This is a genomic window from Helicobacter bilis ATCC 51630 (assembly GCF_000686565.1).
Classification (GTDB): Bacteria; Campylobacterota; Campylobacteria; order Campylobacterales; family Helicobacteraceae; genus Helicobacter_A; species Helicobacter_A bilis.
Map to the genome: position 1 here is coordinate 17,407 of NZ_JMKW01000014.1, position 22,426 is coordinate 39,832.

General features: G+C 35.3%; 22 protein-coding genes and 1 other RNA gene. 22 read left to right on the plus strand and 1 reads right to left on the minus strand.

The window, feature by feature from the left end:
* Positions 1 to 26 precede the first annotated feature (26 nt).
* From tolB to rplQ, 11 genes are all read left to right on the plus strand, one after another.
* Positions 27 to 1,313 carry a Tol-Pal system protein TolB gene (gene tolB / locus T368_RS0103795; RefSeq protein WP_004088471.1) on the plus strand — a complete coding sequence of 429 codons (1,287 nt, stop codon included), beginning with the start codon at positions 27 to 29 and terminating at the stop codon, positions 1,311 to 1,313.
* A 58-nt stretch (positions 1,314 to 1,371) separates the two neighbouring features.
* On the plus strand, positions 1,372 to 2,073 hold the full coding sequence (locus T368_RS14475) for an OmpA family protein (protein WP_004088472.1): 702 nt from the start codon (positions 1,372 to 1,374) through the stop codon (positions 2,071 to 2,073).
* A 31-nt stretch (positions 2,074 to 2,104) separates the two neighbouring features.
* A complete protein-coding gene (locus tag T368_RS0103805) occupies positions 2,105 to 3,037 on the plus strand; it encodes a tetratricopeptide repeat protein (protein WP_004088481.1) in 933 nt (310 codons plus the stop codon).
* A 10-nt stretch (positions 3,038 to 3,047) separates the two neighbouring features.
* A complete protein-coding gene (locus tag T368_RS0103810) occupies positions 3,048 to 3,596 on the plus strand; it encodes an FKBP-type peptidyl-prolyl cis-trans isomerase (RefSeq protein ID WP_004088483.1) in 549 nt (182 codons plus the stop codon).
* 69 nt (positions 3,597 to 3,665) lie between these two features.
* Positions 3,666 to 4,826 carry an MFS transporter gene (locus T368_RS0103815; RefSeq protein ID WP_004088484.1) on the plus strand — a complete coding sequence of 387 codons (1,161 nt, stop codon included), beginning with the start codon at positions 3,666 to 3,668 and terminating at the stop codon, positions 4,824 to 4,826.
* Positions 4,827 to 5,023: 197 nt separating this feature from the next.
* Positions 5,024 to 5,137, plus strand: coding sequence for a 50S ribosomal protein L36 (rpmJ, locus tag T368_RS0103820; RefSeq protein WP_004088486.1), 114 nt, complete (start codon positions 5,024 to 5,026; stop codon positions 5,135 to 5,137).
* 3 nt (positions 5,138 to 5,140) lie between these two features.
* A complete protein-coding gene (rpsM, locus tag T368_RS0103825) occupies positions 5,141 to 5,503 on the plus strand; it encodes a 30S ribosomal protein S13 (protein WP_004088490.1) in 363 nt (120 codons plus the stop codon).
* Positions 5,504 to 5,513: 10 nt separating this feature from the next.
* On the plus strand, positions 5,514 to 5,909 hold the full coding sequence (gene rpsK, locus T368_RS0103830) for a 30S ribosomal protein S11 (protein ID WP_004088492.1): 396 nt from the start codon (positions 5,514 to 5,516) through the stop codon (positions 5,907 to 5,909).
* Between the two features lie 11 nt (positions 5,910 to 5,920).
* Entirely contained in the window at positions 5,921 to 6,547 is a 627-nt protein-coding gene (gene rpsD, locus T368_RS0103835) for a 30S ribosomal protein S4 (RefSeq protein ID WP_004088493.1), read from the plus strand.
* A gap of 18 nt (positions 6,548 to 6,565) precedes the next feature.
* Positions 6,566 to 7,579, plus strand: coding sequence for a DNA-directed RNA polymerase subunit alpha (locus T368_RS0103840; protein ID WP_004088498.1), 1,014 nt, complete (start codon positions 6,566 to 6,568; stop codon positions 7,577 to 7,579).
* 10 nt (positions 7,580 to 7,589) lie between these two features.
* Complete coding sequence (rplQ, locus tag T368_RS0103845; protein WP_004088500.1) at positions 7,590 to 7,943, plus strand: 50S ribosomal protein L17; 354 nt, start codon at positions 7,590 to 7,592, stop codon at positions 7,941 to 7,943.
* 884 nt (positions 7,944 to 8,827) lie between these two features.
* On the opposite strand, the gene T368_RS0103850 is transcribed toward rplQ, so the two are convergent.
* On the minus strand, positions 8,828 to 9,442 hold the full coding sequence (locus tag T368_RS0103850) for an outer membrane beta-barrel protein (RefSeq protein WP_004088508.1): 615 nt from the start codon (positions 9,440 to 9,442) through the stop codon (positions 8,828 to 8,830).
* A 263-nt stretch (positions 9,443 to 9,705) separates the two neighbouring features.
* Here T368_RS0103850 and T368_RS0103855 point away from each other — a divergent pair, with 263 nt between their 5' ends.
* The 11 genes from T368_RS0103855 to T368_RS0103900 all read left to right on the plus strand — a co-directional run bounded on the left by T368_RS0103855 (position 9,706) and on the right by T368_RS0103900 (position 22,216).
* Positions 9,706 to 10,362, plus strand: coding sequence for an NAD(P)H-dependent oxidoreductase (locus T368_RS0103855; RefSeq protein ID WP_004088510.1), 657 nt, complete (start codon positions 9,706 to 9,708; stop codon positions 10,360 to 10,362).
* Positions 10,363 to 10,371: 9 nt separating this feature from the next.
* The gene (locus tag T368_RS0103860) at positions 10,372 to 12,729 is read left to right on the plus strand and encodes a ribonucleoside-diphosphate reductase subunit alpha (RefSeq protein ID WP_004088512.1); all 2,358 of its coding nucleotides are present in this window, start codon (positions 10,372 to 10,374) and stop codon (positions 12,727 to 12,729) included.
* Complete coding sequence (locus T368_RS14480) at positions 12,711 to 15,341, plus strand: RNB domain-containing ribonuclease (protein WP_155266236.1); 2,631 nt, start codon at positions 12,711 to 12,713, stop codon at positions 15,339 to 15,341. Before T368_RS0103860 ends, T368_RS14480 begins: the two co-directional genes overlap by 19 nt.
* Before the next feature lie 9 nt (positions 15,342 to 15,350).
* Positions 15,351 to 15,935, plus strand: a complete 585-nt coding sequence (locus tag T368_RS0103870; RefSeq protein ID WP_004088515.1) for a DUF502 domain-containing protein — start codon at positions 15,351 to 15,353, stop codon at positions 15,933 to 15,935.
* A gap of 20 nt (positions 15,936 to 15,955) precedes the next feature.
* Positions 15,956 to 16,465 carry a hypothetical protein gene (locus tag T368_RS0103875; RefSeq protein WP_004088517.1) on the plus strand — a complete coding sequence of 170 codons (510 nt, stop codon included), beginning with the start codon at positions 15,956 to 15,958 and terminating at the stop codon, positions 16,463 to 16,465.
* 113 nt (positions 16,466 to 16,578) lie between these two features.
* Entirely contained in the window at positions 16,579 to 18,189 is a 1,611-nt protein-coding gene (locus tag T368_RS0103880; RefSeq protein WP_004088519.1) for an SLC13 family permease, read from the plus strand.
* Between the two features lie 112 nt (positions 18,190 to 18,301).
* Entirely contained in the window at positions 18,302 to 19,054 is a 753-nt protein-coding gene (locus T368_RS13175) for an RluA family pseudouridine synthase (protein WP_034566671.1), read from the plus strand.
* Between the two features lie 441 nt (positions 19,055 to 19,495).
* Positions 19,496 to 20,605 carry an alanine dehydrogenase gene (ald, locus tag T368_RS0103890; protein ID WP_004088521.1) on the plus strand — a complete coding sequence of 370 codons (1,110 nt, stop codon included), beginning with the start codon at positions 19,496 to 19,498 and terminating at the stop codon, positions 20,603 to 20,605.
* A 49-nt stretch (positions 20,606 to 20,654) separates the two neighbouring features.
* Positions 20,655 to 20,752, plus strand: an RNA gene (ffs, locus tag T368_RS14805) — signal recognition particle sRNA small type.
* A gap of 80 nt (positions 20,753 to 20,832) precedes the next feature.
* A complete protein-coding gene (locus T368_RS0103895; protein ID WP_004088522.1) occupies positions 20,833 to 21,603 on the plus strand; it encodes an MnmC family methyltransferase in 771 nt (256 codons plus the stop codon).
* A gap of 16 nt (positions 21,604 to 21,619) precedes the next feature.
* Entirely contained in the window at positions 21,620 to 22,216 is a 597-nt protein-coding gene (locus T368_RS0103900) for a hypothetical protein (RefSeq protein ID WP_004088523.1), read from the plus strand.
* The last annotated feature ends 210 nt before the right edge of the window (positions 22,217 to 22,426 follow it).

Here is a 22,426-nt window from a genome sequence, read left to right on the forward strand (position 1 = left end):
ACAATAAATTTAGCTAAGGAAGTGCAATGTATCGCTTTAGGTGTTTTTATGCAATATTTGCGTTTTGTGCAATGTTTGCCATGCATTCTGTGGGCTTATACGCAGAAGATAAAACAATTGTTGTAACAAGACAAACAGACAATATCCCAAATATTCAAGTTGTAAGTAGTGATGGTGCTGATAATACCATGGCAATATACAAAATGTTGGTGCAAGACTTAAAGACACTTGGGCATTTTAATGTATATTATGATGATACCTTGAAGACTGATATTTTGCAAAATAATCTTGCACTGCAGGATTATAAAAATAAAAATATGAATTTTATCGCACAAGTTTCACAAAAGAAAAAAGGTGGTAGTCTCATAGCCACCCTTAGCCTATATGAATATGCAAGTGGTAAGACCATCACAACAGAATATAGAGAAGATGAGACAGAACGCTATCCATTTATCGCCCATGCTATGGCAAGCTATCTTAATGATTGTATCAAAGCACCAAATGCTGATTGGCTAAATCGTTATGTCGTTTTTTCAAATTATGTTGGTTCTGGTCGTAGCAATATTCTCATTGCAGACTATACCTTTACCTACCAAAAAACTATCATCAGTAATGGTCTCAACATGTTTCCAAAATGGGCAGATAGTAAGCAAGAAGAATTCTACTACACACTCGTAACGCATGAGGCGACCATATATAAATATAACATGTATAGTGGAAAAAACGAGAAAGTCATCTCAAGTCAAGGCATGGCGGTAGTGTCTGATGTGTCAAAGCATGGCGATAAGTTACTATTATCACTTGCCCCAGTTGGATTAAGCGATATATTTTTATATGAAGTAAAGAGTAAAAAGCTAACACAACTCACAAGGTATTCAGGCATTGATGTCAATGCACATTTTACCAATAATGAAAAAAGTTTTGTATTTGTATCTGATAGACTTGGGTATCCAAATATTTTCATGCAAGATCTTATGCCAAACGCCAATGTTACACAAATTGTATTTAAAGGACGCAACAATAGCACACTATCAACTTTTGGGCAATATATAGTGTATTCTAGTAGAGAAAGTGATGAAGAAACTGGGTTGAATGTATTTAATCTCTATTTAGTTTCAGCCCATAGCGACTATGTTCGTCGTTTGAGTAAAATAGGCACAAATAGAATCCCAGCATTCTCTCATGATGGAGATTCTATTATGTTTTTACGCCAACAAAAAAATGAACAAGCAATTGGCATTATCCGATTATCAATTAACAAAAGTTTCCTTTTTCCACTAAAAAATGTAAAAATTCAAGCGTTTGATTGGTAATTTTTTTTGTTTTTTTGATAGAATAGCAAAACATTTTTTTGAGATTTAAGGAGATATCATGAAGTATTTAAAGCTTTCAAGTGTTTTACTTGCACTTTTTTTTGCGGTTGGCTGTGGTAGTAAAAGTGTAGAAAAGGATGGCAACACCACGCAGAAAACTACAGAGGTGCAACAAGAAGTTGATGGTCAAGAACCTGAAGAGGCAGTGGCAAATCCGGGCGGTGGAGGTTTGCCTGAAGGTGGTTTTATGCCTGATGGTGCTGTGAGTGGGGGAGATGGTTATGATGGCAGTGGCGATTCTGATTCAAATGATCCGTATGCAGATAACAATGCTGGTGAAAATGGTATGTCTGGAAACTCCAATGGCGATACTGAAGAAGAGTATGCCGGAAATAATGAGGGCACAGCATATGGCGATGCTATCAAAGTAGATTCTCTTACGACAATTTATTTCGACTTTGATAGATATGACATTAGAACTGATATGAAAGACTATATAAAGGCAAATGCTGATTTCATAAAAGAAAAAAATATTAAAGCGGTTGTATTGCAAGGCAATACCGATGAGTTTGGTGGCGATGAATATAACACAGCATTAGGACTAAAGAGAGCCATATCAGTGCGTGATGCGCTTGTATTACAGGGGCTACCAAGAAATATGTTCTCAACAATCTCTTATGGTATGCATAAACCTGTGTGTAGAGAAAAAACTGCTGAGTGCTATGCGAAAAATAGACGCACAGATATAGTTGAGAAGTAATAAAAGTAACAACTTGGCTAGGGTTTTTGCAATGAGATTTAAGAAGTCTTTGTTAGCATTTGCTTCATTATCTGTATTACTCTATGCCGAACCTTCGGCATTTGAGTTGCAAAGTGGTGCTACAAAAAAGGATATGCGAGACCTTAAAGATATTGCAGATTTTACTCGTTCTGTTATTGGTGATTTTCAAAATAAAATTGTGAATCTAGAACAAGCGGTTGATGGATTAAAAACCGTTTATGAAGGTATGAGCGCGACTTCAAGACAAGATAGCATTACAATTAAGAATCAGATAGATAAAATCCAAAATATTCAAGATATTGTAGATTCTTATCAAATGTCGCAAAAATCTCAAGCAGAGCTTGTTAAAAATTTGAAAGCCCAAGTTGAAGCAAATACAAAAAATATTGAGCAGATTAACCAAAAAATTGATAAATTGTCAGAAGCTTTTTTGCAAGCAAACGATGAGATTATAAAACAAATCCAAGTATTGAGTGAGCAAGCCTTAGCATTACAAAATAATATACAAGGTATCCAAAATCAGCCAGTCATAGATTCTATGCAAACAAGCAATAATATGCCAAAACAAGCGTATAATTTTTCACCCGACAATAGCAAGAATCTGAGTGAAGCAAAGAATCTTTTGCGTAAAAAACGCAATGAAGAAGCGAAGGCTTATTTTGAATATCTTATCGATCAGAAATTTGCAGTAGCAGAATCAAGTTATTATATCGGTGAGATATACTATGCAAGAAAAGAGTATAACGAGGCATTGCCTTATTACAAGACAAGCGCTAGTCTTGATAGTAAGGCGAGTTACATGCCGATTTTGCTATGGCATACCGCATGGTCATTTAAATATCTAAATGATTCAGATAATTATAGAAAATTTTTGCAAACCTTGGTTGCCTTGTTCCCCGAAAGCGAACAAGGTCGTAAAGCCCAAGATATTTTATCAAAATAGGAGATACATTATGATAGAAAATAACAATGTTGTGTCAATTAATTATGAAGTGCTTGATTCTCAAACAAAGCAGACAATTGATAGTAGCAAGGATAACAAACCGCTTGAATTTATTGTCGGGCAATCTCAAGTCATTGAGGGTTTGGAGCAACACATAAAAAACGCAAAAGTAGGTGATAAGCTAGAATTTAGCGTTGAACCTGAACTTGCTTATGGTGTGCGTAATCCAGAGCTTATGCAAGAAGTTGGCAGAGAACAATTTGGAGATATTGAGTTAGAAAAAGGTATGACTTTATTTGGTCAAGCTGAAAATGGTATGCCTGTGCAAGTCATTGTTGCGGATTTTAACGATACTTCTGTGCTTATTGATTATAACCATCCATTAGCGGGAAAAACTTTAGATTTTAGGGTTGAAGTGCTAAATGTAAGAGAGGCTACTGATGATGAGATTATAGCAAGTATGGGGGGTGGCTGTGGTTGCTCTAGCGGTGGCGGTCATGGACATGGTGGAGGTGGCTGCTGTGGCGGTGGCGGAGGTAGCTGCGGTTGTAGTCATTAAGCACACAGCATAAAGAATGACGCATAGAAACCGCTTATTTAAATTACGCAAATAATAAAAGGCAATAAGATGTCTCGTAAAAAGATTTATTTTATTAATCTTTTGCCAATTATACTTATCAGCATAAATTTGCGTGCGCCCATTACTTCAGCTGGTCCAATTGCAAATTTACTTCAAGACTACTACGGACTTAGCTCAGCACAAGTTGGATTATTAACTTCACTACCATTACTAGCATTTGGAATAGTTTCATTTTTGGTTGCAGTATTTCAGCCTGTAAGGGCAATGTTTTTTGGACTTTTGTGTATAATTCTTGGTGAAATATTGCGTTGTGTTGGGGGCAACACAGCCTTATTTGTCGGCACGGCAATCATGGGTTCTGGTATCGCTATAGCAAATGTTTTATTGCCGAGCTTTGTAAAGGCAAAGTTTCCCAGAGAGATTCCAAAGATTATGGGAATCTATAGCTTAGTGTTAAATATTTCCGCTGCATTAGGGATAATCGCTATACTCCCATTGACACATGTTTTACCACTACCTTTAGCGTTTAGTTGCTGGGTCATATTAGCCATTCTTGCGTTTATAAGCTATCTACCGCAAATCAAAAATCGCAGAATCTTTCGCCCAAAGCAAAGCTACGCAAAGATAAACTCACTATTTGCAAATATAAACGCATGGAAAATCACTCTATTCATGGGCTTACAAAGTGCGATGGCATACAGCTTTTTTGCATGGTATCCAAGTTTGCTGATTGACTTTGGCTTTGAAAAGGATTTTATTTCTCGCATTATGACACTCACACAATGCGTTATTATTCCACTCTCATTTATCATTCCATTATGGTTGCACTCTCTGCGTCAAAAAATGCGAAATGTTTTTATTGTTGTCATTTGTATGCTTTATGCGGTAAGCTATTTTTTGCTACTTATTTCACATGAAGTATGGTCGGTTATACTCGCTTCTGTTTTGATTGGTATTCCACTAGGTGGTGTTTTTAGTGTCGCTTTACTTTTTATTTCAAGCAAAAGTGCAAATGTATTCATAGCGACTAAACTCTCAGCCATGTCGCAAGGTATAGGCTACCTTATGGCTTCTCTTTGTCCATGGATTATTGGAAAACTCCATGATACATATCATAGCTTTACCTATGCAATTTTTATGCTTATTGTTCTAAGCTTATTGTTAAATATTGTTGGCTATTACGCACAAAGAGTTGTAGTTGTAGAATGAAACAATAGCATTTGTTAATTGTGCTAATTTGCAGTATTCATTTTTTATATATTTGAGTTGTTGAGATTACGCAAGAAAAATATTTTAAGTTTTAATATTTGAAACTCATGATATTTTTTCATATTTACCATTATTAGATATAATCATCGGCTTAATCCAAAAAATTGGGTTAAATCCGTATTTTTTAGGAGTCCATTATGAAAGTTCGACCATCGGTCAAAAAAATGTGCGATAAATGCAAAGTCATTAAACGCAAAGGTGTGATTCGTGTAATTTGTGCGAATCCAAAACATAAACAAAGACAAGGATAAAAAATGGCTAGAATTGCTGGTGTAGATTTGCCAAAAAAGAAACGAGTAGAATATGCACTCACCTATATCTATGGTATTGGGCTTAAGAGCTCAAGAGATATTTTGAATGCTGTAAATATTTCTTTTGATAAGCGAGTTCATGATCTCAGCGAAGATGATATTTCAAAAATCTCAAAAAAGATTCAAGAAAGTTATATGGTTGAGGGTGATTTACGCAAAAAAGTAACAATGGATATCAAGGCTCTTATGGATTTAGGCAGTTATCGTGGTTTAAGACACAGAAAAGGCTTACCTGTGCGTGGGCAAACAACAAAAAATAATGCTCGCACAAGAAAAGGTAAGAAGAAAACCGTTGGTAGCAAATAAGGAGTAGCGTATGGCAAAAAAACAAACAAATGTTAAAAAAAGAGTGGTAAAAAAGAATATTGCTCGCGGGATTGTGTGTATTGCTGCTTCATTTAACAATACAAATGTAACAGTTACTGATGAAATGGGTAATGTTTTGTGCTGGGCTACTGCTGGTGGATTGGGCTTTAAAGGTAGTAAAAAATCTACGCCTTATGCTGCACAACAAGCTGTAGAATCTGCTTTATCTAAAGCAAAAGAACATGGCATTAAAGAAGTTGGCATTAAAGTGCAAGGTCCGGGTAGTGGTCGTGAAACTGCTGTAAAAAGTGTTGGTGCGATTGAAGGTATTAAAGTGTTATGGATAAAGGATGTAACGCCATTGCCACATAATGGTTGTCGTCCGCCTAAAAGAAGAAGAGTATAAGGGAGTGTTGCATGGCAAGATATAGAGGACCTGTAGAAAAGATTGAAAGACGACTAGGCGTTTCTCTTGCACTAAAAGGTGAGAGAAGACTAGCTGGTAAAAGTGCGCGTGAAAAAAGGGATTATGGTCCCGGACAGCATGGCATGAGAAGAGGTAAAATATCTGATTATGGTTTGCAATTACGCGAAAAGCAAAAAGCAAAATTTATGTATGGCATTAGTGAAAAGCAATTCCGCTCTATTTTTAAAGAAGCAAATAGACAAGAAGGAAACACAGGTGAGAATCTCATTCGATTGCTTGAGTTACGCCTTGATAATGTTGTGTATAGAATGGGCTTTGCGACTACAAGAAGATTTGCAAGACAGCTTGTAACACATGGGCATATCTTAGTTGATGGCAAACGAGTAGATATTCCATCTTTTCAAATCAAGCAAGGGCAAAAAGTTGAAGTAAGAGAAAAAAGTAAAAACAATGTGCAGATTGTGCGTTCTCTTGATCTTACTGACCAAATTGGTATTGTGCCTTGGGTTGATATTGATAAGGATAAAAAGTTTGGTATTTTTACACGCAATCCAGAAAGAAGCGAAGTTGAGATTCCAATAGAGGAGCGTTTAATCGTTGAGCTATACTCAAAATAATACATAAGGTGGTTTAGTATGAAAAGTATAAAGGTAAGACCATATATTCCAGAAAAACTTGAGATAGAAGAAATTGCGCCAAATCACATTCGATTACACGCATATCCGTTTGAACCCCATTATGCTGTTACGATAGCTCATCCTGTCCGCAGATTGCTATTATCAAGCTCTGTGGGATATGCGCCAATAGGCATAAAGATTGAGGGTGTCCGACATGAGTTTGATACTGTGCGTGGAGTTGCTGAAGATGTAGCGCCGTTCATTGTGAATATTAAAAACTTGAAATTCAAAGTAAATGAAGATATGCAACAACACGAAAAATTTGAGTTGCATTATGAGTTTAATGGTCCAATGGAATTGCGTGGTGAGCATTTAAGCAATGAAAATATCACGGTATTAAGCACAGATTCACATTTAGCAAATATTAATAGTGATGCAAAGCTTAAATTCTCTATTTTAATACATAAAGGTTTAGGATTTGTAGCAAGTGAGACTATCCGTGAAGAAATAGGTAGTGAGTATATACCGCTTGATGCTGACTTTACGCCGGTAAAAAGGGCTGTGTATGACATTGAGAATGTCCTACATGAAAGTAATCCCAACTTTGAAAAGATTGTATTTGAAGTAGAAACAAATGGGCAAATTGAGCCTATGGAAGCTTTCAAAGAAGCAGTTGCTATTATGCACTCTCAAATGAGTGTGTTTGGTGCGGAACTTAGTGATGTGCCAACAGGCAATGGTCGTTTAAATGATGATAGCCCAGAGTTAAAGGTATTGTTATCAAGTGTTGAGATACTCAACTTAGAGCATCGACCAAGCAATTGTTTGCAGAAGTCAAATATCAAATACATCGGTGAATTAGCGCTGATGAATGAGAGTGATTTAAAGAATATTAAAAATTTAGGCAAACGCTCATTTGATGAGATTACAGCAAAGCTAAATGAAGTTGGCTATGCGGTTGGTGCGGATTTACCACATGAATTAGCTACGACTTTAAGTAAGCGTTTGGCAAAATTAAAAGGACAAAATTAAAAGGAATAATATGCGACATAAACATGGTTATAGGAAATTAGGCAGGACTTCTTCTCATAGAAAGGCGTTGTTAAAGAATCTAAGCATCGCCCTTATTGAGCATGGTAGAATAGAAACAGGTGTATTTAAAGCAAAAGAGTTACAAAGCTATATTGAAAAGCTTGTTACTGCGTCAAAGAATGCGGACTTTAATACACATAGATATGTATTTGCTGAATTGCAAAATAAGAAGGCAACTAAAAAATTGATTACAGAAATAGCTCCTAAGTTTTCTGCAAGAAATGGTGGCTATACTCGTATTCAAAGAAGTGGCATTAGAAGAGGTGATGCTTCTACATTGGCTATCATTGAATTTGTTGAGTAAAAACTTGTTGCTTACATGTAAGCAACAAGCAATGTATTAGCTAATCTTGTGTGTTGGATAGCAATATTTAACACACATTCTTTCTCTGTCTCCCATTAAAGCAGAAATCTCAAAATACTCTAAGCTTATCCATTTGGCATTTCATTGCTTGTATAGGATCTAGAGACTACATTATTTATGTCTTTCTTTAAAAAAGTTAATAACCTTTCTCTTGTGCCTTTAGGATATTAACAAAGCTCACTTGGCATCATGAGGAAACCCTTGTTGGTTTATACTTCTTGCCTATTAAACTCTCTAGAATCATTCTTTAACAACTTATTCGTCAATTAAATGCATAATCACTTGGTGTGTTAATTTTGATATAATAGATATAGGCGAACAAACATGACTTAATGCACTTATTTGCAGATAAGGCTTTACAAAAAAAAGACAGAAATCTTACAAAAGCCATAAGAGAATAAAATGAGATTCTACCATTCAATCATAATATCACATATTAAAATCTCCATGAAATAAAAAGCTATAATCGCTTTATCTATTGGACTCTTTATAAGTGTTATTAAATGGCTTTGATAACTATAAGTGTAGAACAAGAGTTTGCAAAAGAATCCAACTCGTTCTGTATGGCCCCTAAGACTTTAGAATCCAAACAGACTTCAGATCGAACATATGCTAAAATAATTCTACATAATGTTGGAGTGCAAAAAGCGTTATAAAATTGAGATTTAAATCTGTTTAAAGATACGAAGCAAAAAGAAGTAAGATAGCCTATAAAAATAAGCTATCCAAAGTCAAAAGTTATCTAACTTTGAAAATACATTTAATACAAAACGGGATAAAAGCCTTTAGGTTATCCCGCATTACACCTTAGAGTATAACTAAGATTAGAATTTATATGAATAAGATGAGCCTACATAGATTGCTGCACCAACGCTTGTTGTCTTGCCATCCATGTTGAATGCTGCACCTACTTTTGCACCGATATCAAACTCATGGTGAGCTTTCACGGTTGTTCTTGAGCCGATATTGATACCAGCAGTTGTGCCAACGGTTGTATTACCTCTTGTCATACCAGCAGGCACATAGATAGGCGTATTAATAAGCGCACCACCAAAGAAACCAAAATACATACCAGTTGTAAAGTCATCATCGCTTACAAAGTCAAATAGCATGTCGCCGTTTAAGTCAGCCATAACGCTAAGATTTACATTCATACTCGCATTGGTGCCAGCACCACCAGCTGGAATAGCTATTAAACCAAACGCACCGATACCAGAAAGATAGAATCTAGCCCCAATTCTATCGTAGAAAAATGCCTGATAACCACCTTTTAAACCAACTGCAACTGAAGAGTTTAAAGATACGCCACCACTCATTTGCCCAGTAATCATACCACCAAGATTTAAACCTAAAAACGCACCATTGTTTTCCTCTGCTGCATTCAATGCACTGAAGCTAAGTGTGCTAGCAAGCACCGCTGAAACTAAGTATTTTTTCATAAGTAAGTCCTTTTCCTTTAAAAGTTTGTAACCGCATTCTACAAAAAAAAAGGATTTTCAAGGTTTTTTTGTGATTTTGTGTAAAAAATATTAAAAAATGTTACTATAAGTATCAAATTAAGATAAAATGAGATAGAACTTAGTGCTATATTATATAAGTATTAGGATATTTGGCTACAACCTATAAAATTTATTTTTAAAACTTTATAAAGGATTTTTTAGATACAATACGCCTTTTTTACTTCCACACAAAAGGTTTAACTATGAAACATGAAATTATGAAGAATGATGCTTTTTTACAGGCGATGCGATTGCGTTTTGCTTGTAAGATTTTTGATAAGACAAAAAAGATTCCAAATGATGAGTTTCAAGCGATTTTAGAATCTGGTAGGCTTGCACCGAGTTCTTTTGGGCTAGAGCCTACACGCATGATACTTGTAGAATCTAATGAGATGAGAGAGAGAGTAAAAGAGGCATGTTGGGGACAAAATCAAATCGTTGATGCTTCTTGTGTCATCATTTATACTTCATTAAAAGCTGATATGCTGCCACATACAAATTATATTATCAATAAATTTTCTCGCCGATTAAAGACACAAGAAGAAATCAAGCATTATGCAAATGAGCGTTATGGACAAAGAAAGCTAGAGACATTAGGCTATACAGCAGATATTGAGAAGCTAGGGCTATGGAGTGGGCATCAAGCCTATATTATGGCGACTACGATGATGAATCATGCGGCATTCCTTGGGATTGATTCATGTATGATTGAGGGCTTTGATAAGAAGGCTTTAGAATCTGTTTTAGAAATGGATAGCTTTAAAGAGCAAGTAAGCCTGCTTTTATGTCTTGGATACCGCAATATGCCACAAAGCAAACGACTTCGCATGTCTTTAGATGAGATTGTAAGAAGTATATAAGGGGAAGCTATGCAGACAAAATGTGTAATAAAAAGAAATGGCTCAATGGAAGAGCTTGACATTACAAAGATTCAAAAGCATACTTCAAGTGCAGTAGAGGGGCTAAGCGGGACGAGTCAAAGTGAGCTTGAAGTTGATGCGAAATTGCAGTTTTATGATGGCATAACAACAGAGAGAATACAAGATACGCTTATAAAAACTGCGGTGGATAAAATCGATGTGGCTAGTCCTAATTGGACTTTTGTTGCGGCTAGGCTTTTTTTATATGATTTGTATCATCGTGTGAGTCGTTTTACTGGATATAGGCATTTGCGTGAGTATTTTGAGGTTGGAGAGAGAGAGGGCAAACTCTTAAAGGGATTGAAAGAAAAGTTTGATTTAGACTTATTAGATTCTAAGATTGTAGCTGATAGGGATTTGCAGTTTAATTATCTAGGTATAAAAACGCTTTATGATAGATACTTGCTAAAAGATTCTAATGGAAAGCCAATTGAGTTACCTCAACACATGTTTATGGCAATAGCTATGTTTTTGGCACAGAATGAAAAGGATTGCAATGAATGGGCGATAAAATTTTATGATGCTTTATCAAACTTTGAGGTTATGTGTGCTACGCCGACACTCTCAAATGCAAGGACTACAAGACATCAATTAAGCTCATGCTATATTGGTAGCACACCTGATAATATTGAGGGAATCTTTGATTCATACAAAGAGATGGCATTACTTAGTAAATATGGCGGTGGTATTGGCTGGGATTTCTCACAAGTAAGGACTATTGGCAGCTTTATTGATGGGCATAAGAATGCAGCGGGTGGGATTATCCCATTCTTAAAAATCACAAATGATATAGCTATCGCCGTAGATCAGCTTGGCACAAGAAAAGGTGCGATAGCAACATATATTGAGATATGGCATAATGATGTAACAGAGTTTATCGAGCTGCGTAAAAATAGCGGTGAAGAGAGAAGAAGAACGCATGATTTATTCCCTGCCTTATGGATTTGTGATTTATTTATGGAGAGAGTATTGCAAGATTTGCAGTGGAGTTTCTTTGATCCATATACTTGCAGGGAGCTTACTAATCTTTATGGAGATGAGTTTAAAAGTCGCTATGAAGAGTTAGAGAAAATGCCTAATATGGTCGTATCAAGTATGCCTGCAAAAGATTTATGGAAAAAGATTCTAAATAGCTATTTTGAGACAGGACTTCCATTTTTATGCTTTAAAGATAGTGCAAATAGGGCTAATCCAAACGCACATAGCGGCATTATCCGCAGTAGTAATCTTTGCACAGAGATTTTTCAAAATACAGAGCCAAGTCATTATAGAGTTGAAGTAGAGTTTGATGATGGAGAGAGAATCTATTTTGAAGAGAATGAAGAAGTAGTTGTAGATAGCGGTGTAACAAAAAGGGCAAATAAGCTAACAAGTATAGATTCACTCAAAGGCAAAAAGATATTTAACACACAAAGAGTGCAGACAGGCGGGCAAACTGCTGTGTGTAACCTTGCGAGTATTAATCTTAGCAAGATTCATACGCATGAAGATATTGAGCGGATTGTGCCTATTGCGGTTCGCATGCTTGATAATGTGATTGACTTAAACTTCTATCCAAGTCGCAAAGTGAAAGTAACAAATATGGCAAATCGTGCGATAGGTTTGGGCGTTATGGGAGAAGCTGAACTTCTTGCAAGTAAGCTTGTCTTATGGGGGAGTGAAGCACACTTTAGCCTTATTGATAGCATTATGGAGGCGATTAGCTACAATGCGATTAAAGCAAGTGCAATGTTAGCAAAAGAAAGGGGGGCATATCCTACTTATGAAGGCTCAAACTGGAGTAAGGGGATTTTCCCTATTGATAAGGCAAACGAGAAAGCAAAAGCCATTGTTGAGAGAAGTTTTCACTATGATTGGGAATCTTTAAGGAATTTAGTGAAGAGTGAGGGCATTAGAAATGGCTATTTAATGGCTATCGCACCTACAAGTTCTATTAGCATACTTGTTGGGACGACACAGACTATTGAGCCTATTTATAAACAAATATGGCACGAAGAGAATCTAAGCGGAATGATAAAAAGTGTTGTGCCTAATCTCACACTAGAAACAATAAACTTCTATCCATCAGCCTATTCTATTAATCAACATGACCTTGTGCGTGCAGCAGCCGTGCGTCAAAAGTGGATAGACCAAGGGCAAAGCCTAAATATCTTTATACGACTTGATTCTGTAAGCGGAAAGCAGCTACATGAAATCTATATGCTTGCATGGAGTTTGGGACTAAAATCTACTTATTACTTACGCTCTCAAAGCAAAGAAGCCGATGATGTCGTTGATAGAAGCATGGAGTGCGTAAATTGTCAATAAAAAATGGCACAAAATATGCAGAGAAACTCGCACTTTTTCATGCTTTAAGCAAAACGCCTATTAAGATAGGTAGCCCTATACAATCATTTTTAAACGAATGTAAAAATAAACTTATATCTACAAAAGGTGAATATTATTTTCTACCAAAAAATGTAAAATTTATGGTAGTTACAAAACTAGAGAAAATCCCACATACAGACACTTCCTATAAACTCATGCTAACAGAAGCCTTTTTTAGCATATCTTATAAGAGACTTCAAGCCCAAAAAGATTCTATAAGAAAAGATTCTATACGAACAAATCCTTATATCTATTATGTTACACTCACTTCAAAAAAGCCATTGCAAATACATGATTTACTGCTTATTAGAATAAAAAAAGATTCTAAAAAATATCAAGAGATTCCAAAAAATGATTATAGAAAAGTCATGCAGTTAGAATTACACTATAAACATGGGTTAAACATGATAATGAATAAGAATCTATATTATGCAAATAATCAACACACAAGCCACATAAAACAAGATTCTAAAAAACATAAAACAACAGAATCTAATGCAGTAACAAGACATATTTGCATGATTACAGAACGCAAAAAAAGAATAGTAGCACAAGCCCTTAATACTCGCATGATACTGCCTGTAAAAGCCACACAAAAAGCCCTAAAAGCCCTGCCAAAATTTACACTCATAGCAGTCAATGAAAATAATGAAATAACAGAAGTTTTAGGGAATCTCACACAAGGCAGTTTAGATAGAGAAATAGCCCTTTATATCAACGACTACACACCAAAAGACTTTAGCCAAAAAGCCTTGAATGAAGCAGAAAATATGGCAAAAAGCTTTATGAATACAGAATCTATACCATTGCCTAAAAATCATATAAAAAAGCAACTAGATAATACACTCCGCTATGATTTGACACATTTGCCTTTTTGCACGATTGACCCTGTGAATGCAAAAGATCATGATGACGCGATTTATTATGATTCTAAACATAGCATTTTGTATGTAGCAATCGCTGATGTAAGCAGCTATGTCTCTCTGGATAGCACTTTAGATAAAGAGGCAAGGGATAGGGCTTTTAGTCTGTATTTTCCAAATAAAGTCTTTCCCATGTTGCCACCACAGCTTAGTTCTCAAGCTTGTTCCTTAAAGCAAGATGAAAAGAGACTAGCATTAGTTTGGGCTTTAAAACTACATAAAAGAAATGTAAAAGTCCTGCATTCTCAAATCTTTAAAGCAGTGATTTGCTCTCATGCTTCACTCAATTATAAGCAAGTCAGCCATTTTTTAGAATCTAGATTAGATTCTAGCCTTAAATTTATGTTTAAACAAGCTATGGGCTTACAAGAGGGTAAGCTAGATTTTATACAAGATTCTAAAAATCATGCTACAAACACAAAACAAGATTCTACAATAGATGTTTCATGCTACGCATTCAACATGACAAGTGATACCAACATGACAACACTAGACACAACAAATGACCATGTCATTTTAAGGAAAAGCGAAAAATCCCTTACTTTAGAATCTAAAAAAGACTTAGAATCTAACACTACAAACACAAAACAAAACTTAAGGCTAGAATCTAAAAAAGATTCTAAAAGCCCCTTTGCACCCCACACCTTGCACCCACCCAAAATATCATTAGAATCAAGTTTAGAAACTAAACCCATAAATAATCAAGCCATTGAAGAGTCTTTACTTGCTTTTTCAAAACTTGCAGTTTTATTATACAAAAAGCGTATGCAAAATGGGATCGATTTAGCATTAAGGGATTTTTCCTTGCAAGTAGATAGTGATGAAGGGCTAGATTCTATAACAATAGATTCTAAAGATATTTCTCACACTATTGTAGAAGAAGCAATGCTACTTGCAAATCAAGCAAGTGCAATGTATCTACACAGCATAAAACATGGAATCTATCGCAATCATGCAGAGCCAAATAAAAGGGACTTTTATAAGCTTTTAAATATATTAGCAGATATGAATATACGCCCTAAAAGCATAGAATCTAAACGCAATAAAAAACACAATAGTATGCTCACTACCCTACAAGCTTTACAAAAAGAGGCGATAAAAAAGCATAAAAGGCATATCGCTGATTTTTGCATTGTAAGGCATTTTGCTAAAGCAAACTATATGAGTAATAGTATCGGGCATTTTGGATTAGGATTCCCATTTTATACGCATTTTACTTCGCCTATTCGCCGTTATAGTGATCTTTTAATCCATCGCTTAATCACAGCACATTTACAAAATAACACAAAAATATTACAATACATTATGCGTGAAGCAAAGACTATATTAGCCCATATCAACAAGAGAGAAGTGCAGTTTGATTCTATAGAATCGTATTATAAACGCTTAAAAATGCTTCGATACGCACAAAGCTTATTGCCCTTTAGTGATGAAGCCTTAGTCTTTATGGTGAGAAAGAGTGTCGCCTATGGTTTTCCTTTGCATAAAGTTGGCTATTGTAGCGTTGAGATTGATTGTAAGGATTGCGTTATAAACACACATGAAGTTATACAGATTCAAATAATTGGTGTCGATTTTAATACTTTAAGCCTCAAAGCAGAGCCTATAATACAAAAAAATAATACATAAAGGGAATATATGAACGCAATATTTAGAATCTTGGGTAAAGGCATAATGGTGATTTTGCCATTTGCAGTTGTAGTGTGGCTACTTTTCTTTTTATTTGGGATTTTGGAGGGTATATGGATTCTCATACTTGATATGGTGCATTTTATTGTTAAAAAGATAGCAAATGAGAATCTTGATACAACACTTCCTAGCATTGTTGTAAGCATTGGCTTACTCTTAGTCATGTTTGCGATTATCCTTTATATTGGATATAAATTTGAGAAGCGTCAAAATGCCATTTTTGTGAAGCTTGGGGAGTGGGTGCTATCTAAGATTCCTGTTATGGGAAGTGTGTATTATACGATTAAAGATCTAGTCAGCATGATAGGTGGCAGCTCAAAGGATAAATATTTGGGCGTTGCTTATGTAACGATTGGTGAAGGGGAGATTCTAGGATTTATCACAAAAGAAGAGGGGGAGTATTTTTGGGTATTTTGTCCGCTTACACCACCTACTTCTGGGCTTTTATTAAGGATTCATAAAGATAAGCTGAAAAAGTCGTCAATGAGTGTGAGTGATGGTTTGAAAAAGGTCGTATCTTTTGGTATGAAATAGATTCTTAAATAGAGAATAATATGTCTATTAAAAAGAAAAATAAAAAAGAAAAGAATGAAGAACAAGGCGGTATCCCACTCTATACACCCCTAAAGCATAGCCTTGAAAAAAGTGGCATGGATAGTGCAACCGCAGGGCAGACTTCATGGCTTTTTGTCAGTCTTTTTATCGCTTTAATTATGAGTGGGCTATATATCTTTATTGTTTCTGTTTTTAACTTGGGTTTTCCAGAATCTTTAGCAAATAATCCATTTTTTGAAAATGGCTTTTTATTTGTCGCTGTGATTTTGCATTTTTGTGTTGTCATGTTGCGTTTAAAATACTTGCTTGTCAATACGCTTTTTATTATTGCTGCTTATATTGTGCTTTATGTGGTGCATTTGCGTGATATTTATATGCTTTTATCGCTAGGCTTTGTGCTTTTTATTAGCTATTTATTGATACCGATTTATTCATGGCGTATTAAAATGCTTGATGGTATTTTGTATTTTATATATGCTATCACTGCTTTGCTTTTGACTTATGGTTAGTTTAGAATCTAGCCTAAAACCTTACTCATTAATAACATGTAAATGATATCTAGGACTTTTGTAATCGATACTTTTTTGTTATAATCTTGCTTTTAGTCTTATAAAGGGGTTTTATGCAAAATACAAGCACAAGGGATAGAGAGAAGCTAGATTCTAATATTTGTCATACTAAGCCTTTAGGCGAAGTATCTCATATGGAATCTAAAGAAGATATTTCGCCTACGGCTCAATATGACAAAAAGCTAGATTCTAAAACTTTAGAATCTACAAATAACACAGAAATTTCATCACAACAAAGCAACCAAACACATAACACAGATTCTATAAGCACAACACAACAAGAAAAGATTCTAGGCGTCCTGCTTGGCGTTGGTTTAGCTCTTATTATAGGTGCGATTGTGTTTTGCTTTGCATATTTCTATTTACATGCAACCTTGAAAGTTTCAACGCTTATAGGCATTATGGGCTTACTTGTAACACTTTGGACGAATAAGGCATTGCCTATGGGCGTTGTATCCTTGCTTCCTATCATTTTATTCCCAAGCTTCGGCATACTTGATACAAAAAGTGCCACTGCAAACTATGCTAATCCTATCATTTATCTCTTTTTAGGTGGCTTTATGATAGCAACCGCGACAGAGAAGATAGGGCTACACAGAGTGATAGCAAAATGGTTTTTAGCAAGATTCCCAAAGAATACAAAGGGCGTTATATCCGCCTTAGGTGTGGCTTCTGTGGCACTTGGGACAGCGTTATCAAACTCCACTGTTGCCCTATTATTACTCCCTGTTGCTATGTCAATTACAGATAATAAAATTTTACGCACAAGGTTTTTACTAGCCGTAGCCTTTGGGGCAAGTATTAGCGGCATTACTACGCCCATTGGCAGTCCGCCCAATCTCATTTATCTTGGCTTTTTAGAATCTCAAGGTTTAAGCGGCATCAGCTTTACAACTTGGATTTTTATGATGGCACCCCTTACATTTTTAATGCTATTTATGATGATAAAGATTCTGTCTTATGGTGTGAGTGAAGAGCCCCTTAATCTTAGCCTATTTGATTCTATCCATATAAATGGTACGCATAAAAGACTTTTAGTTTTTATTGCTGCTTTACTTGTGATATTGCTTTTAAACTCGCCGATACGACCATTTTATAATGGGCTTGGCTTTAATGAAAATGTCATTTTACTTGCCTTTGGCTTAATGATGTTTATCCCTAAAATTGGCTTTTTAGATTGGGACGATACAAAGTCTATACCTTATGAGATTATCTTTTTATTTGGTGCTGGATTCTGTATTGCTACTGCGTTTTCACAAGCAGAGCTTGGCGGGGCATTTACCTCATTTTTTGCGCGTTTTGATGGTCTGCCTTTCATTGCTTTTATCTTTTTTGCTTGTGTGTTTTCTATTATAGCGACTGGATTTTTATCAACTACGGCTTTAATCGCCATACTTTTGCCTATTATAGAAGTCGCCACACAGCCGTTTTTGAGTGATACTTCTCGCGTGTTGCTTATGCTTGTGGTAACTATTTGTGCGAGTTTTTCATTTATGATTCCTATTAGCACACCGCCTAATGCCATAGTCTTTGCACAAGGGGGAATTAAGGCATGGGATATGATACGCTTTGGCTTTTTATTAAGCCTTGTTGGCATTGTGTGTGTTACGCTATTTTCTGTGTGGTATTGGTGGAGCTTCCTTGAAGTAAAACCGCTTGGCTAAAACTAGATTCTAAATAAGGAGAACTATGGAGCGTAAAAAAGCACCTAAAAACAAAACTCATGCTAAAAGAGATGCAACAACTAAAACACAAAAAATACTCACAAAAAAGCCCATGCGAACAGAGCAAGGCGAAAAAGCCTATAAACTACTTGCCCTGCAACGCAATATATCTACAAATAAAGCAAAAGATTTAATTGATTCAGGTAGGGTAAGCATTAAAGGTAAAAGGCTACTTATCGCAAGGACTTTACTGCCACTTAATACAAAGTTTGAGGTGCTTACTACACCTTGTGTTGTGATATTTGAAGATGATGATATACTAGCCCTTGATAAAAGTGTGGGGATTGAAAGCTATAGTTTGCTTAAAACCTATCCGCATTATAAGCTTATAAATCGCCTTGATAAAGACACAAGCGGGGTAATCCTACTTGCAAAAAATGAAAAAATGCGACAAAAAGCAATCCAAGCTTTCAAGCAAAAAGAAGTAGAAAAAATGTATTTTGCCTTAATTGAGGGCAAACTCTATGAAGAAATAAATATTGAAAAAAAGATTAGCACACAAAAAGATTCTAAAGCAAAAAGCCATATTGATAACGAAGGCTTGAACGCACAAAGCATAGTTACACCCTTGCAAACCTTTACGCATACCACGCTTGTATCCGTGCAGATTCCAACAGGTAGAACCCATCAAATACGAATCCATCTAAAAAGCATTAAACACCCAATCATAGGCGATATTATCTATAATAAAACAAGCTTAATAAAAGCAAAGCGATTAATGCTGCATTGTCAAAAGACTTCACTTCTAGGCTATACATTTGAAAGCAAAGTGGATATACACGAAGCCTTTGGGGTGAGTGAATAGGTTTTGTATCCTTTATGTTGTGTGGTTGGAAATATGAATAAATATTATACAAATATCAAGTAAGTTATATTGAGTTTCTTTTATACATAATAATAAATCAGGATTAAGGGCTTATTATCCCATGTTCCATTGTATCTTGCAAAGCACACTTTTTATTGAGAATCTAAATGACTTTGCAAAAATCTTTGTCGTGTAGATTCTAAAGGTAAATTTTGCAATTACAAATTATGTTTCAAAATGATATAAAAATACATATCCGCAAGACTATATTTTTTACATAATGTAACATATAATTATTTATTCATTCAATTTATAGTCTATATTGTATTTGTTTATTGTGATGACTTATATTCTCTAAAGTAACCCTATATATTGACAAAGTGTATAGTTGCAAAATGTTGCTATAGGGATACAACATATATACTTTTTTAAGGAGACATTATGGTTATTGGCTGTCCAAAGGAAATTAAAGTGCATGAATATCGCGTTGGTTTAACGCCATCAAATGTGCATGAATATAAAGAAGCTGGGCACAAAATCTTTATTGAACATGATGCTGGGAGTGCGATTGGTTTTAGCGATGAAGAGTATCATAGGGCTGGTGCTGAGATTGTCGATAAAGAAACTTTATTTAAGCAAAGCGATATGATTATAAAAGTAAAAGAACCTATTGAAAGCGAATACAGCTATTTCAGAGAAGGACAAACACTTTTCACTTATTTACATTTAGCTGCTGATCGAAAGTTAACTGATATGTTGCTTGAAAAAAAGATTAATGCAGTGGCATACGAGACGATTAAGGTGCGTAACGTATTGCCTTGTTTAGCACCTATGAGTTCTATTGCTGGACGACTTGCAGTTATAGAATCTGCAAAATATATTCAAAAAACTTTTGGCGGCAATGGAGTGCTTCTTAGTGGGATTCCAGGCACTCCAAAAGGCAAAGTCACAATTATTGGTGCTGGTGTAGTGGGATTAAATGCAGCACAACTTGCAGTGGGAATTGGTGCAGATGTAACGATACTTGATATTGATACGGCTAGGCTTGCGTATGTGGATCAAATGTTTAATATGCGGATTCACACGCTTTTTAGCTCTCGTGCTAATTTGCTTACTAGTATCGCAGATTCTGATGCGGTGATTGGTGCGGTATTAATACCGGGTGCAAAAGCACCAAAACTTGTAAAAAAAGATGATTTGCAATGTATGAAAACAGGAGCAATCCTTACAGATGTAGCAATCGATCAAGGCGGTTGCTTTGAGACTTCAAAACCTACAACTCATAATGATCCCGTGTTTGATGTTGATGGAATCTTGCATTATTGTGTGGCAAATATGCCCGGGGCTGTGGCAAAAACGGCAACTTTGGCTTTAACAGATTCTACACTTAACTTTGGCTTAAGCATAGCAAAACTAGGTGTAAAAGAAGCAGCATTAAAAGATAGCGGAATCTTAGAAGGGCTTAATACCTACAATGGTAAATGCACTTATAAAGGTGTGAGTGATGCCTTTGGTATCGCATATACTGATGCAAAAGATGCGTTGTGCTAATTTTAAGCATGTTTTAAAATAAAATGAGATATAATGGCGATCGCCTTTCTGGTTAGCCCTATGCAATAGACATTGTGAGCAACGCTTCAGGATGGGAACATAGCAGAGCACTTGCAATGTTTGTGTGCCATTGGTCCCTGGCTGGAAGGGTTTTTTTACCCCGTATTCAAACTTCTAGTTAAGACTTTAAATTGAAACTTTATATTAAAATGCTCGGATTCTAACTTATGGCAATTTATAATAATATAATTCAGGGCGTAGATAAAAGCTTTAGTGTCTATAACGCCACTTATAAGCAAAGCTATCATTCAAAAAGTCTTGGGGCTTATAGCGAAACGCTATTAAAGCATATTTATCCTGCTTTATTCTTTCAGCAACATGGTAGTTTTTGTGATGAAAACACAGGAAAATCCTTTTTAAAACAAGTGGATTCCATACAAAAATACTATAAAATCAACACAGATTTAACTCCACTGCAACACATTCTAAAAACCCTTACAGAATCTATACAAACACAGAATCTCACTCGCCCATTACGCATACTAGATATTTGCTTTGGACTTGGTTATAATGCCATGCTTAGTTTAAAATACTTTCAAACATGCGAGATTTACTCACCAGAAAAAGACTATTTCTTACAAGAACTTTATAATTTTCCATATCATAATATCCCGCAAAGCAAAACAATCTTACATACACTTCACACGCATTCACTCTATCAAAATAACACACAAACACTTTATTATTTGCATGGCGATGCCCTTAAGATTCTATCAAGCTTTAGTGTTGGCTTTTTTGATATTGTATTTCAAGACGCTTTTAGTCAAGCCCATAATAAAGAGCTATGGGATGCAAAATATTTTCAAACACTCTATAACATTACAAAAACCCCATGTATTATCACAACTTATGCAAAGGCAAAAGTCGTGCTTGAAGCAGCACAAAAAGCAGGATTTAAGACGCTAAAATATGTATGGGGTAGCGTGTTTTATAAATAGATTCTAAAGGATATGTATGAAAAGTTTGATATTATTTTTGTGTGCAATGTTAAGCAGCTTAAATGCACAAGAATTAATGAGACAAGAGTTAAGCACAAAACAAGCACAAGAGATAATCAAAGAGTTTGAGCCATTTTTTAAGGAAGCTATGGCACAGAAATTAGAATCTTTTAAGTTAAAAAAAGATTCTATAACAGGGTTTTCATATATTGATTTTTGTGAATATCCACCAGATAGAAGCCTTGTCTTTGGGGCATTGGAGAATGGACGATTTAAGGGGGAAAAGATTGCTGACCTGCCATTTACATGCGATGAGAGTAGTGGGGCTAGAAAATATTTTATCTACAATAAAGATATAGAGCAAAGTCTTATTGCCTTAAAAAAGTTAAAATTTTTAGACTTTATTGCTAAAAATTTGCCACTAAAAAATGAGATTATACAAAGCGATAAAGGCAATATAACAACACTTTGGCAAAAAGATAACACAAAAAATAAAGACTTTAAACAACTATGGATTCTATATAGAAATGAAACATTAGGACAATCATGCACGATTATTTTTACACAAAAAGGTGCATATACAGAAGTAATACTGCAATATCTAAATTATTGATAAATAGATTTTTATCTTCAAATAACTTGCCATTTTTAAATATCCAAAACACATTAAAAGTCTCTTGCTGTAAGAATTACATCTTCTAGCACACCATTATTATCAATATCAATCTGCCTTTATAACTTTTAGCAAATCCTACATATGGCGAGTTCTTATCAATCGCTTTTGCAATTTCTTTTTTTAATCTCTCCATTTTCTGTGCAATAA